This is a genomic window from Aeoliella mucimassa, assembly GCF_007748035.1.
GTDB lineage: Bacteria > Planctomycetota > Planctomycetia > Pirellulales > Lacipirellulaceae > Aeoliella > Aeoliella mucimassa.
Genome location: NZ_CP036278.1, coordinates 571082 through 584241, shown reverse-complemented (window position 1 = coordinate 584241; position 13160 = coordinate 571082). Strand labels below are relative to the sequence as shown.

At 59.5% G+C, this 13160-nt stretch carries 11 protein-coding genes; 9 read left to right on the top strand and 2 right to left on the bottom strand.

The features are described from left to right. The first annotated feature begins 24 nt into the window (after positions 1-24). Complete coding sequence (locus tag Pan181_RS02365) at positions 25-1323, top strand: basic secretory protein-like protein (RefSeq protein WP_197528846.1); 1299 nt, start codon at positions 25-27, stop codon at positions 1321-1323. 15 nt (positions 1324-1338) lie between these two features. After that, entirely contained in the window at positions 1339-2970 is a 1632-nt protein-coding gene (locus tag Pan181_RS02360) for an ABC transporter permease (RefSeq protein ID WP_145245305.1), read from the top strand. Here Pan181_RS02360 and Pan181_RS02355 read toward each other — a convergent pair. Next, positions 2963-4021, bottom strand: coding sequence for a DUF1570 domain-containing protein (locus Pan181_RS02355; protein WP_145245304.1), 1059 nt, complete (start codon positions 4019-4021; stop codon positions 2963-2965). The genes Pan181_RS02360 and Pan181_RS02355 overlap by 8 nt on opposite strands. A gap of 246 nt (positions 4022-4267) precedes the next feature. Between Pan181_RS02355 and Pan181_RS02350 the strand changes: the two genes are divergently transcribed. Together Pan181_RS02350 and Pan181_RS02345 are read left to right on the top strand one after the other, a co-directional pair. Next, positions 4268-5602 carry a hypothetical protein gene (locus Pan181_RS02350; RefSeq protein WP_145245303.1) on the top strand — a complete coding sequence of 445 codons (1335 nt, stop codon included), beginning with the start codon at positions 4268-4270 and terminating at the stop codon, positions 5600-5602. A 291-nt stretch (positions 5603-5893) separates the two neighbouring features. Then, positions 5894-6712, top strand: coding sequence for a PEP-CTERM sorting domain-containing protein (locus Pan181_RS02345; protein ID WP_145245302.1), 819 nt, complete (start codon positions 5894-5896; stop codon positions 6710-6712). A 9-nt stretch (positions 6713-6721) separates the two neighbouring features. Here Pan181_RS02345 and Pan181_RS02340 read toward each other — a convergent pair whose 3' ends face one another. Continuing rightward, on the bottom strand, positions 6722-8521 hold the full coding sequence (locus tag Pan181_RS02340; protein WP_145245301.1) for an alpha-amylase family glycosyl hydrolase: 1800 nt from the start codon (positions 8519-8521) through the stop codon (positions 6722-6724). Between the two features lie 165 nt (positions 8522-8686). Here Pan181_RS02340 and Pan181_RS02335 point away from each other — a divergent pair, with 165 nt between their 5' ends. The 5 genes from Pan181_RS02335 (at position 8687) to Pan181_RS02315 (ending at position 13148) form a co-directional block, all read left to right on the top strand. Beyond that, the gene (locus Pan181_RS02335) at positions 8687-9304 is read left to right on the top strand and encodes a sigma-70 family RNA polymerase sigma factor (RefSeq protein WP_145245300.1); all 618 of its coding nucleotides are present in this window, start codon (positions 8687-8689) and stop codon (positions 9302-9304) included. 71 nt (positions 9305-9375) lie between these two features. Then, complete coding sequence (locus Pan181_RS02330) at positions 9376-11121, top strand: anti-sigma factor family protein (RefSeq protein ID WP_145245299.1); 1746 nt, start codon at positions 9376-9378, stop codon at positions 11119-11121. A 90-nt stretch (positions 11122-11211) separates the two neighbouring features. After that, positions 11212-11421 carry a CDGSH iron-sulfur domain-containing protein gene (locus tag Pan181_RS02325; protein ID WP_145245298.1) on the top strand — a complete coding sequence of 70 codons (210 nt, stop codon included), beginning with the start codon at positions 11212-11214 and terminating at the stop codon, positions 11419-11421. Between the two features lie 232 nt (positions 11422-11653). After that, the gene (locus Pan181_RS02320; RefSeq protein WP_145245297.1) at positions 11654-12463 is read left to right on the top strand and encodes a hypothetical protein; all 810 of its coding nucleotides are present in this window, start codon (positions 11654-11656) and stop codon (positions 12461-12463) included. 262 nt (positions 12464-12725) lie between these two features. Further along, complete coding sequence (locus Pan181_RS02315) at positions 12726-13148, top strand: TA system VapC family ribonuclease toxin (protein WP_145245296.1); 423 nt, start codon at positions 12726-12728, stop codon at positions 13146-13148. Positions 13149-13160: the final 12 nt, after the last annotated feature.

Here is a 13160-nt window from a genome sequence, read left to right as displayed (position 1 = left end):
GAGAAGAACGCGAGGAACAAGAGCATGCGATATGTTGTTGGTTGTTTGTTGTCGTTGGTAGTCATCTCTACCAGCACCCTGCAAGCCGAAGTCACCACCACGGTAGATGCACTGCCGCTAGAGAAGGCGACGGCCGAGTTCAAATTCGAGCAGGTGCCGGCCCCTTCGGCCACCGACGCGGCCAACATCGCAACCATCAAAGCGACTCCGCGTCGCCGGTTCTTCCGCAGCACTCCTGAGTTCGCCCTGCACGATGGCAAACTCGCAACGACGCAAGACGATCCCTCGAACAGCTTCTTCTTTTCCACCGGTGGTGGATTCGTGCTGTTCGACCTGGGCAAGAACGTCGACATCAAGCAGATCAACAGCTACTCCTGGCATCCCAATCTGCGTGCCGCGCAAGTGTATACGGTCTGGGGAGCCGCCGAGGGGACCGAGAACCTGAACCTCGACGCCGAGAACATGGAAGATCCCACGGAGTCCGGATGGACCATGGTTGCAAAGGTCGACACCCGCCCCGCCATGCAAGGCGAAGGAGGCCAGGTCGGCGTGAGCATCGCAGATAGCGAAGGCGCCAGCGTCGGCAGCTATCGCTACGTGCTGCTCGACATCGAACCCACCAACAATCGTCAGCGCTACGCGGATACGTTCTACACCGAAATCGACATCGTCGATGGCAACGAGCACCCGCAACCTAAGCCCAACGCCCACATCGACTCGATCACCATCAACGACGAGTTCGAGATCACGTTCGACACGACCGGCGCCCCAGAGCTTCGCGGGTGGGTCGACAAGGTACTGAAGCCGGTTTGCCAGGAGTGGTATCCCAAGATTGTCGAGATGCTGCCGAGCGAAGGCTACGAAGCCCCGAAGAAGTTCACCATCTTCTTCCGCAATAATATGGATGGGGTCGCTTACACGATGGGCACCGAAGTGCATTGCGCAGGGGTTTGGTTCAGCCGCAACCTCGATGGCGAAGCAGCCGGCGCAGTAGTGCACGAGATGGTGCACGTGGTGCAGCAGTATCGCTCGCGTCGCAACCCAGGTTGGTTGGTCGAAGGCCTGTGCGATTACATCCGCTGGTTCATGTACGAAGACTCGGCCATTCAGCCGCGGGTGAACTTCAGCCGGGCGAACTACGACGACAGCTACCGCACCACTGGTGCGTTCCTGAACTACGTGGTCAGCAAGCATGGCGAAGAGATCATCCCGAAACTGAACGCTGCGATGCGGCAAGATAAGTTCAGCAACGACTTGTGGGAAGAATACACCGGCAAGTCGGCACCAGAGCTTTGGGAAGATTTCTCGAAGGCCCAGAAGTAAACGCCGGACCCGCGCGTGATTTCGTTGCCAGCCTTTCGCTCTAAGCTTCCCTTCGCCGCGGCGGCGTTCGTCGCCCTGGCTGCGCTGCTTGCGTGCGGCGAGCGGGTGCGCGGCATCACGCTCAACACATTGTACCTGGCCGTGGCCGTCGCCTTGGTGGCGGTTCCGGCCGGTATGCTCGTGGCCCTGCTGCTCACCAAGACCAACCTGCCTGGTCGCCGAATCTTGCTGGCGGCTTTCGGGGTGCTGCTGTTCGTACCGCTTTACCTGCATGCGGCCGCCTGGCAAGCCGCGCTCGGGGTGTCTGGCTGGCTGACTCCACCAGGCAACGGGCTCGACTCGTGGGCCTGGATTGATGGCTGGCGCGGCACTATTTGGATTCACTCGATCGCAGCCATGCCATGGGTCGTGTGCCTGGTAGCGGCCGCCACGCGGCGCACCAACGGCGAGGCCGAAGCGGCCGCGTCGCTGTCGGCTCCCCCCTGGCGCGTGCTCTGGTCGATCACGCTGCCGAGCCTCCGCCCGACCATCGCGATCGCAACGCTCTGGACCATCGTCGGTGTAGCGGTCGAGATGACCGTGACCGACTTCTTTCAGATCCGCACGTTCGCCGAAGAAGTCTACACGGTCGCCGCCACCGGGGGCTTTCAGACCGATAAACCGCTTGACGACTACGCCCCGCAGTCGCCCTGGCTGATGAACATCAGCCTGGCTGCCGGCACACTGCTGCTGGCAACCATCGCGTTCACCATTTTGCTAAGTGTGTATCGTTACCTCCGCGAGTTTGCCGACCGTCCGAGCAGTCGCACCTGGCGCTGGGAGCTTCGTCGTGGAGGTCGCTGGGGTGCTGGTAGTTTGGTGCTGCTCGTACTGCTGGCGATTCTCGGTCTGCCGATCCTGGCGTTGATCTACAAGACCGGTCTCGGTGCGCAGCAAACCAGCGATGGCTGGCAACGCGTATGGATGCTTAGCGAACTGCGAGCCGAACTGTCGCGAGCCCCAGGCAGTCACTATCGCGAAGCCCTGCAGTCATTGAAGCTCGGCCTGGCGGTCGCTTCGGCGGTCACGCTGCTTGGCATCGCCATCGGTTGGCGATTCCGCACCGCCCGGCGGTGGCCCGTCGTGCTGTTGTGCCTGCTCTCGCTCGCCCTGGCGGTGCCTGGGCCGGTGCTGGGGCTCATCGTGATTCGATTGCTGAATCACTCGTACGACTCCCACCTCTACTGGCTCACGCAGCTGTACGACCAAACGCTGCTGGCTCCCTGGCTGGTGCAATCCGTGCGACTGCTTCCCGTCGCCTCGATGGCCATGGCCGCCGGATTCGCTGGCGTGCCGACCGCGCTGATCGAAACCGCTCGGGTCGAAGGGGCCCGCTGGCATCAGCAGCTACTTCGCATCGCTTTCCCACTCACCTGGCGCACGGTGCTGGCGACCTGGCTGATGACCTTCGCCCTGTCGATCGGCGAGCTGGCGGCGACCATTCTGGTGATGCCACCCGGGCGGCCGACCTTGGCAATCCACCTGTTCAACCTGCTGCACTACGGAGTGGAAGACCAGGTATCCGCAGTTGCGTTGCTGCTGCTCGGGTTGCTGATGCTGATCGCGACCGCGGTGGTCGCAATCGTCGGTTGGCGGCGATCTACCTGAGTTCGTCCATCCACGACGCCAGGTTCGATTCGAAAATCGACAGGTCGTCGCCGAAGGCTTCGCGGAAGTCGCGCACCCTCTCTGCGGCCGGGTAAAGCGTCAGCGCGGGACGATCGGCCAGCATCTGTAGGTACCGCTCGTACTCGCGAGGTCTGGTCTCGCTAAGATAGAACGTCAGCGCCCAGGCATCCGCGTACGCTTTGAGTGTGTTCGCCTGGAACGGCGTGTCGCTGGCCACCAGTTGTGCGATGTCGCGTTTCTGCACCGGGCGGACGTAGCTGCGGTAGTCGCCAAGGCGGCTGTAATTCACTCGATCCATCCGCGTGTCGGCCGCCCGACTGTGGTGCACGCCGCGGGCTTCGAACATAGTCGCCAGGCCTTCGATCACCCACTTCGGCGTGACCGACGTGCGACTGTGCAGTCCCACATTGAATGCAGTTTGATGCGTTGCTTCGTGCACGATGGTGTTGGCCGTGATCGCCCAATCGTTGTCGCTTTGGGCCACACGGTCGAACATCAGCACGCGGTTGGTACGCGGATCGTAATGGCCCAGTGCTCCCGGGCCGAGATCCTGCCCCGCAACGCGACTCGCTTCGTAGTAATCTTGTTGCGAAGCGTAGATCACCGCGACGAGGGGAAACTTCGGGCGGTTGAGCTGGAACCCACGCACGCGAAAGTAGTTTTGGAACGAGCGATACAGTTCTTCGAACCGCTGACCCCACGCGTCGCTCTCGCCTGGATAGTGGACCACTAGGTAATGGCCGGTGGAGGTGACCGTCATCGACGGGCCGAACTCGCGTTGCAAGGCCGCCCGCATTTCGCTGGTGCCGAGGCTCGTGAAAGGTACCTCGGAGCGATGCGCGTCGGTTGCCTTTCGCGGATCGACCGTGTGCAACACCCCGTCGCGGGCGAGCAGCAGCATCTGGCTCTCGTTCCAGAACAAAGGCGACCCCTCGATCACGTTTCCAGCAAACGTGGCTTCGAACATAAAGTCCTTGGCCGCTACAGGACTGGCGACAACGAGCAGCAAGCAGAGCAACAACTGTTTCATGGCTGGATCATTCTCCGAGAACCGTTGCTGGAAAAGTTCGCAACCGACTATCCACTGCTGGCAGCCGAACGAGTCGCTCACCCCCTGGGGAAAACCACCGGGAGTTCGCACTCACAAGCTTACCTTGCAAAACAGGCAAGACAGCGACGCTCTTCTGACTTAGAATACGGTGAGCCGCGACGATGTTGCCAAGATGCAACATCGTCGGAATCCGATTGCAACTTTCGAGCCACAGGGGTCCCCGAAATGTTTTCCCGTACGACACGAAGCTTACTGGTTCTCCTGTTCGCAGCGACTCTGATCGCTCCCCCCTACACCACCAGGGCCGATGAGGTCGACGATATTCTGGCCGAGCAAATCGAGGAACTCGTTGCGGGGCTCGATGCCGACACGATTAGCGAACGCGATATTGCCGAAGAAAACTTGCTGCGACTGGTGGATGTCGAGGGTGTGGGGCCCGAGAAGTTCCTGCAGGTGCTCCCCAAGCCCAACGACAGTATGCCAGCTTCGGTGAGCGAACGCCTGGCGATCATTCGCAAGCAGGTCGAGACCCGCATCGCTTCCGACTCGGTGAAGCCGACCCTCGTTACGATGGACGCGGTTGCGTGGTCGCTGGAAGACACACTCAAAGAACTCGAAAAGCAAACTGGCAACAAAATCATCTGCGACCGCGAGGAGAACCTCGACACCGGCCCGCTGTCGCCAGGCGAGATCGTGCTGCAAGTGAAGGACGAGCCTTTCTGGTCGGTGATGGACCAGGTGATGGACCAGGCCAAGCTCAGCATGTACCCATTCGCTGGCGAAAATGCGGTGTCGCTGGTCGAGCGTGGCGAAGGCGAAGGCTCTCGCTTCGGCCGGGCCAACTACACGGGGCCGTTCCGGTTTGAAGCCACGGAGATCTCGGCCATTCGCGGCTTGCGACAAGTCGACAATCAGGCGCTCAACATCGACCTCGAAATCTCCTGGGAGCCGCGACTTCGCCCGATTGCCATCACGCAGTCGCTCGATCAAGTCGACGTGGTCACCGCCGGCGGCAACCGGCTGGATGCCAAGCAATCGGGCCGCGTGTACAACATCGAAGTGCAGGAAGGCTCGTGTGCGTCGACCATCACGATGCCGTTCGCGCTCCCCTCGCGCGACGTTGACGAAATCATGCTACTCGGCGGCTCGATCCGCGCCCTGATGCCTGGCAAACGCGAGAAGTTCCGCTTCGACGAACTTAGCAGCAAGGAGCCGATTGTACAGACCGTGGGGGGAGTCAAGGTAACCCTGGAGCGGGTGTTCCAGAACGGGCCCGTGTGGGAAGTTCACATGAGCTTCGTGCTCGAAGACGCCCACGACGCGCTCGCTTCGCACCGCGGCTGGGTGTTCAACAATCTCACCTATCTGGTCGGAGCCGATGGCGAACCGATCGACCATGCGGGGTTCGAAGTGAACAAGCAAACCCGCACCGAGATCGGCATCGCCTACTTGTTCGACCTGCCGGATGGCGTCGAAGGCCTGAGCTGGGTGTACGAGTCGCCGGTGTCGATTGTCGAGCAGGAATACAAGTTCCAGCTCGAAGGGGTGAAGCTCCCCTAATCAGGGCCCCTAATCAGGGGAGGACGCGGCGGTTTTTCGCCCAATATTTTACACTTCCGGTGTAACCGGGCGGTGTATCAGGGTATAAAAGAAGTGCGGCATTCCGTTCTCCCCTGCTTGGACCTTACCGGTGGGAGAGCCTAACGCAGCAGACCTTCTAGATGGCCTGCTGCGGAGGCATTTTTGCTACAGGCGAAGAAATTACCTGCCCTAGAACCACGCTCCTGCAAAGTCGGGAATCCATGGTCCACAGCAAGCACGCCGCACCGCGGCGAACGGAGAAGGCACACGATGATTCTGCGCAATACTTTGGTAGTGTTGTCCCTGGTTGGATTCTGCGGAGCAACCCACGCGGATACGCTCTCGCAAAATGTTACGTTTCCCTCCGAGACGTTCTATCAAAGCAACTCGCCAGCTGGCGGGGAATTCACAAAAGGCTTCTTGGCAACCTACGACCAGTTCAACCCCGGTCTCGGTACGCTCAATAGCATTTCGTTCACGCTCGACTTCGACTTCGATGTCACCCTGCTGGGGGGCGGTGGTGGTTCGGTCACTGGCATCGTCTACGTGAACGACATCGAGGATCCCGCTTTTACCGGCGGTGGCAACGGTGCCGGTGGGGCACCTGGGTCGTACCCCGTAGATCAATTGTACGAGCAAACCATTACGCTCTTTGGTAGCAATGGTTCCGACATGCTGTTCGACGAGTTCATCGGAACCGGCAGCGTGGATGTCGAAGCCTTTCTGAGCACAGACTTCACTGGGGTCGATTACATCGCCGAGCTAATAAGCGACCTGGGTGATCCCTACATGCAACTGGAGTACGACTACACTCCAGCGTTTGTACGGAATGGCGACTTCAATGCCGATGGCAAAGTCGACTTGGCCGACTACACCATCTGGCGCGACAACCTGGATAGCGATAAAGTGCTGCCAGGCGATACCTCGCCTGGTTCGGTCACCATGGAAGACTACGACGTGTGGAAGTACAACTTCGCCACCGGTGCTGGGTCGCTCTCGACGGTCGCTGTACCCGAGCCGATGTCGCTGGTGCTGCTCGCCATTGGGCTGGCACTGCCAGTTGCTCGACGCACGCTTTGCGCTGCTTAAGCCGAGTACCTACTTGGCGTTGAATACCAGCACGCTCCATTGCGGCAAGTTGATATTCAAGTGTCCGTCCTCGCCGGTCAGTTCGGCCGAGCCGTTGCCGGCATTGTCCCAACCTCCGTAGCGTTTTTCTTGCGTGCAGAGGATTTCTTTGAATTCGCCAGCAAGGCTGCCGGTTCCCACCTGGTAGCTCTTGTTGGTGAAATTCCGATCGCCCGCGTTCACGACCACCAGCACGCGGTTGTCGTAGAACTCACGGGTAAACGCAATCACGCAGTTCTCGCGATCGACATGCACTACGTTGTAATCGTCGCACCGTAGCGCGGCATTTTCCCACCGCACCGTGTTGGCGGCCGCCACCAGGCGTCGCATTTCGAGTCCCAGCGCGTCGCCAGCGGTATGCCAGTCGAAACGGTGGTCGCCCCATTGGTCGACGCCGTCGTGCCAGTATCCCCAGGCAACGTGCGGCGAAGCGAGCATGCACTCGCTCCCCATAAAGCACATCGGCGTGCCGGGCATCGTTACGTTTAGCGCCCAAGCGAGTCGGCACTTGGCCCGCGCCCACTTGTTGTGTCGCCCGCCGAGCAGGTCGACCAGGTAGCGATGGCGATGGTCCCAATCGCGGTGGCCATTCTCGGCGTCGCCGTTGTTGGCATCTCCGATGTCGTCGTGCGAGCCGAGCAGGTAGTTCACCAGATTCCAGCTATGCTCGAACGGCTCGGGGTTCATGGCCCCTAGCAACCGATCGACGGTTTGATCACCGACGAGCGCCCGCTGGGTTTCGTGATGCGCGGACGCGTGCCAGGTCGCGTTGAAGTTGCCCGCGGTGATAATCCACGGATGGGCTGGCAAGTGTTCGGCAATCAGGTACTTCTCGGGGAAGTCTTGTCGCAACCGCCAGAGCACGTTGCGCAGGTAGTTGCCATTGATCATGGTGGTCGCGTCGAAGCGCAACCCGTCGGCATGGTACTCCTCGAAGTACATCCGCGCGTTCTGGTAGAAGAAGTCTTGCACTTCCCACTTCCACCAGGCGGGTCCGCGTCCCCAGGGGGTCATGCCGCCCCCTTCGAAGTACACGCCCCCTTCGTGTTCGTATCCGTCGTACTGCCAGAGCACGTTGTCGCCAGGGCCGGCGTGGTTGTAGACCACGTCGAAGATCACCGCCAGGCCTTTGCTGTGGGCCGTGTTCACAAAGTGCTTCAGTTCGCTCGGCGATCCATACGCACTTTCCGGAGCAAAGTACGAAGCGGGGTTATAGCCCCACGAGCGGTCGAAGGCGAACTCCTGAACCGGCAGCGGCTGCACGGTATTGAACCCGAGCGAGCGAATGTAGTCGAACTTCGCTTCGACGTCGCCAAACGTGGCAATCGGTTTATTGAAATGATCGTTGCGGCCCGCAAAGCTACCAATATGCAACTGGTAGATCAGAAAGTTCTCGAAGCCCGGTGTCTTGAACGGCTCCCAAGGGTATGGCTTGTTCTCGACCACGATCGACGCGTTCTCGCTATTGCCATCGGCTCGCGTGAGGGCCGAGCTCACCACGTCGCGAGCGGCAGGATCGAGCCGCTGGGTGGTTCGTCCCTGGTAGGTGACCTCGAACCGGTAGAGCGTGCCTGGTTTGACCTCCGGCACCGTGGTGCTCCAGTAGCCATTGGCGGCCCGCTGCATGTCGATCTCGCGGGCAGGTTCATGGGGCTGCCAACGCTCGCCTTGTTGCAGCAGCAGCCTCAGGCGCTCGGCATGGGGAGCCCAAACGCGGAAGAAACATCCTTGGCCCGTCAGGTGGGCACCTATTCTTTCGTCGAGCAGCATGGGTGACACTCAGAAATGCGGGGATTTTCGATTGCACGTGCTAGTGTAGCTTGCTGGGGGGCCGGTTGAATATCCACGCACCAGGAATCTGCAGGTTGGACGTTTGACTTTCCCGCTCGAATGGGCGAAAAATGCACCAGCGGGCGCCCGCTTTCCCTTATTCGGATGGAACTTTCTCAAAACGCCCTGCGTCAAACCTTCAGAAGTCGGACATCCGTCACCGTGCAACCCGAACCGACCGATGCCGACTGTATTGCCCGCGTCCGCCAAGGCGATCGGGCGGCGTTCGACACGTTGGTGGTCCGCTACCAGGACCGGCTGTCGACGACGCTCACGCGTTTGATGGGCTCGGCCGACGATGCCCTGGATATCGCCCAGGACGCGTTCGTACAAGCGTTTACGAAACTCGACAGCTTTCAGCAAAACTCCGCGTTTTACACCTGGCTATACCGCATTGCGTTTAATTTGGCCATGAGCCACGCCCGAAAGCGGAGGCCAGTGTCCATAATGCACACCGACGACAGAACCTGCACAATCGAACCTGCCAGCACCGAATCGAGCCCCGACGACCTCCTGCAACAGTCGGAGCGGGCCGCTCAGGTGCATGCAGCCATTCAGCAGTTGCCCGAAGAGCACCGCGTGGTGGTCGTATTGCGCGAACTCGAAGGATGCGATTACCAACAAATTGCCGATATTTTGGATATCCCGGTGGGAACGGTCCGCAGCCGGCTGTTCCGCGCCCGCACTCAATTGAAAGAGAAACTCGCGACCATGGTGGAATAAGTTGCCAACCTTGGCATTCCATCGAATGATTAATATAGCCCTGTATCCCCCTTTTTTGCCTGACGTTTGCTGTGTCTGAATCTTCCTTCCAATTCGACGACGAACTGCTGAGTGCCTACCTCGATGGGCAGCTCACCGACGACGAACTGCGCGAGGTGGAAAGCTGGCTGGCTCGCGACGAAGCTGCCCGCACCACGCTCGAGGAGCTGCGGAGCGTGTCGCAAGAAGTGCAGGCGCTCCCACGGCAATCGGTCCCGAGCGAGTGGACCACCGCGCTGGCCGCGCGGCTCGACGAAGCGGCGCAACGTAAAGACGATTCGCCCCCCTCGAGTGGTGGGGTGAGCCTGCCGGTGATTCCGTTCGGGCGGTCGCTCCGCGGGCTCTGGTGGTCGGCCGCTGCGATTGCTGCCGCGATTGCGATCATGGTCGCGATGCCCCAAGACGAGCCTCCCCAGGTCGTCATGTCGGGCGGCCTGAAGAGCCCCAAAATGGCGAATGGGGCGGAAATCGCTGCCGACTCAGCCAGCGAGCCTGCGATGGAAGATTCCGACTCCGACGTCCCCACGTTCGAATCAGCCGCTCCAGTCGAACGCATGGCCGAAGCGGCAGTCGCACCGAGCGACTCGCCAGTGCGATCGCTGCCGGCGGGCAATGGCCCCACCCTTTACCGTGGGCTCGAAACGGATGCGGTAAGGATGGCCGATCGAGCCATCAGCAACGAGCCTTACCTGGTAGTGTGGGCCGAAGTTCCGCCGCAAACGCTCAAGCAAAACCATATGAACGAAGTGCTGGGGGCCAATGGCATCCAAGTACAGCTGAAAGCCGAATCGTGGGACACCGCTGCTGAGCCGCTTCGCCAGGTGCGTCAACAGATCGAAAGGCGAAACGCTGGCACCCGCGACGATTCTCTGACGCTAGGAGGAATTGCAGGAGAAGTGGCCGACGAAGTGCCTACTTCTCGGTTCCCCACGCCGGAGGAATCGAACCGTTCGACTCGAGAGGAAAGCGCTCCCGCCTCGATTGCTGCCAGTAGTACTCCTTTGGATACTCGTGGTACGGACGACCAGGAGCAAGCCGATCTGAAGGTAGCCGAGCAGACTCCTACCGAACCCGAAGGCGAGACCATTCTAGTCGAAGCCACCGCGGGACAGATCATGGGGTGTTTGTCGGCCATGGAAATGGATCCCGATAACTTTGCCGAAATCACGGTCGAGTCGATCGGCAATCTGTCGATGGTCAATTCGCTTCGCTCAGGTGAGTCGTTAGGCTTCGGTGGTTTCGGAACTTCCCGGCGGATGCTGGGAGTCGAACGTGGCTCCTCTTCCGCCAACGAATCCGACTCTGGCGTGCTGGCGCAACAACCACTGGAATCCGAGGCCATGTCGCGAGCCCAACGTGTCGAGACTCCCGACAACACGCAAGTGGAGTCGCTCCCCAACCTTGTGAATAACAAACTACCCGAAGGTAACGCCCGTCGATTGAAGCAGACCAAAGGTTGGTACTTCCAGAATTCGGCTCCTGTGAATGCCGACAACGCGTATCAACTGCGTGAGCCTACGATGGCCAAGATGTCGAAAGCCGAGGTCAACCAATTCGAGCAGCGGCAAGATCTGCGGCAACAACAACTCGCCGAGTTCAACATGCGGCTCAACTCCCTCGACCCTGCTGGCAACACCAGTAACCTCATCGAACCGTTGCACGAAGCACAACCCGTGCAGGTGCTGTTCGTATTGCGCAATCGCTACCTGCCAGAGACAGCCTCCCCGGCCGCCGAGCCGCCGCCTGCTGCGGAAGCGGAATCCAGCGAGTCTCCCTGAGTTGGCTACCTGCAATGGTCAACACCTGGCAGTAAGCTTAAACTCTTCATGCAATGCGTTTCTAATTCCCCAGGCATGAGGAGATACACGATGGCTGATACCAATATCCAGATGCGCGCGAATGGCCCCTTCCTGGTAAAGGGTTCGTTTACGGTTACCGATTCCGAAGGTAACGAGTTCAACATTCCCAAGGACAAACCGGCCATTTCGCTCTGCCGTTGCGGGGCGTCGGCCAACCGTCCCTTCTGCGACGGGGCGCACAAAACCGCCAATTTCGAATCTGACGAAAAGGCAAGCTAGTCGGCATCGACACGTTATCCACGCCTGGAGCCGTTTATTCGTTTTCCAGAGAAAACGATCCTGTCGATTGTTTCGCGGCATTCGGGCGTGATGCGTGAATTCCTGCCTTGAATCAAGCATTTCGTATCTGTGCGCTGGCGTTGCTAGCGTGCTAGAATCGCCGCCCGCCAGTCGCGGATACCGCGCTGGCGGTGCTCGATTCGAAACTCTGATTGCTTGCAGGAGGCACTGAATGGCCGAGGCCGATACCACTACCGGAACTCAAGAAAATACGACAGCCGTGGTCGACGATGCGTCGCGCCCCTTCGTGGGAAAATGGCACACACTCGTTAGCACGACTAACTGGGAGAAAGGCCGCATCATCAGCGAATGGCGGGCCGCAAAACAAGAAGCCGGCGAGGAAGTCAACGAATACTCCGACGAAGCCTGGGCCAATCTGGTTGGCGAAGTCACCAGCCAGCATGTGGGTCGGCTGCGTCGCGTGCACGACAAGTACGGCGACCGCTACACCGATTACGAAGGCCTTTACTGGAGCCACTTCCACGCGGCCATCGACTGGGACGACGCCGAAATCTGGCTCGAAGGTGCGTTGCAGAAGAGTTGGTCGATCTCGCAGATGCGCAAAGCCCGCGACAAAGCTCACGGCAAGTCCGACGAAGATGCCGGCGTCAGCTCGTCGACCATCTCGAAGGCCGAACTCGAACCCACGTCCGGCGGTGAACTGGCCGCGGTGATGGATCCCGAGGACGAAGATGGTCACGAGGATCACGATGGCGAAGTCGCCACCGCGGAGCGCACGACCGATTCCGAGTCGGCTGGCCCAAGCGAAGAGATGCCGGCCGCAGAGCGCTCGACCTCGATGCCGAAAAGCCGCCCGTTCGAGTCGCTCGGCGACTTGCCAGACGACCTGGCCGACGCGTTCGAAGCAATGAAACTGGCCATTCTGTCGCACAAGATGACCGAATGGGAAGACGTCTCCTGCGACGACGTGCTCGCTTCGCTCGACGCCCTCAAAGCCCTGGCCGTCGCTCCTTCGGAGTGATCGCCGATCAAAATGCTTGATTGACCGAGTTCTATACTGAATAATTGAAGCATGGAATACTCAGGTCACGTACAAAATGGTGTTATCATCTTGGACCAGGGTGCCGTTCTTCCTGAAGGCACCCTGGTTATTGTTGCTTGCTCTCACGATTCAACAACATCAGTGAGTTCGAATCCAGTTTCGTTCCCACTCGTACACTCAGAGCACCCCGGCTCGGTCGATCTCACTTCCGAAAAGATCGCCGAACTACTAGGGGAAGAAGATGCTTCTCCCTGACATCAACGTTTGGATCGCTCTGGCGTTTGATTCTCATCTGCACCACGCAGCAGCTTTAAAGTGGTTTCAGACTTCTAACGACCTACCACTTTATTTTTGCCGTTTGACCCAACAGGGTTTTCTAAGAATCGCTACCAACCCGAAGGCAGTTGGTGCCGATGCAGTTACCTTGAACAATGCTTGGTCGCTGTACGACCAGATGCTTGGAGACGACCGCATCGTCTACAAAGATGAACCGAAAGGCATTGAGCCGGTCTGGCGGCGACTTACGGTCGACTACAAGTTCTCGAATAAGGTATGGAGTGATGCCTACCTGGCCGCATTTGCAATCCAAGGTAGCCTGAGACTAGTTTCCTTCGACAAAGGCTTCGCAAAGTTCCCAGATCTGCAATCGCAGATTCTTTCCTGAATAGTTGCATCC

Excerpts from the sequence above, each read along its gene's own strand:
- Pan181_RS02350 (WP_145245303.1), top strand. The coding sequence starts at position 4,268 with ATGTTTTCCCGTACGACACGAAGCTTACTGGTTCTCCTGTTCGCAGCG.
- Pan181_RS02355 (WP_145245304.1), bottom strand. The coding sequence starts at position 4,021 with ATGAAACAGTTGTTGCTCTGCTTGCTGCTCGTTGTCGCCAGTCCTGTA.
- Pan181_RS02315 (WP_145245296.1), top strand. The coding sequence starts at position 12,726 with ATGCTTCTCCCTGACATCAACGTTTGGATCGCTCTGGCGTTTGATTCT.
- Pan181_RS02365 (WP_197528846.1), top strand. The coding sequence starts at position 25 with ATGCGATATGTTGTTGGTTGTTTGTTGTCGTTGGTAGTCATCTCTACC.
- Pan181_RS02335 (WP_145245300.1), top strand. The coding sequence starts at position 8,687 with ATGGAACTTTCTCAAAACGCCCTGCGTCAAACCTTCAGAAGTCGGACA.
- Pan181_RS02320 (WP_145245297.1), top strand. The coding sequence starts at position 11,654 with ATGGCCGAGGCCGATACCACTACCGGAACTCAAGAAAATACGACAGCC.
- Pan181_RS02325 (WP_145245298.1), top strand. The coding sequence starts at position 11,212 with ATGGCTGATACCAATATCCAGATGCGCGCGAATGGCCCCTTCCTGGTA.
- Pan181_RS02340 (WP_145245301.1), bottom strand. The coding sequence starts at position 8,521 with ATGCTGCTCGACGAAAGAATAGGTGCCCACCTGACGGGCCAAGGATGT.
- Pan181_RS02345 (WP_145245302.1), top strand. The coding sequence starts at position 5,894 with ATGATTCTGCGCAATACTTTGGTAGTGTTGTCCCTGGTTGGATTCTGC.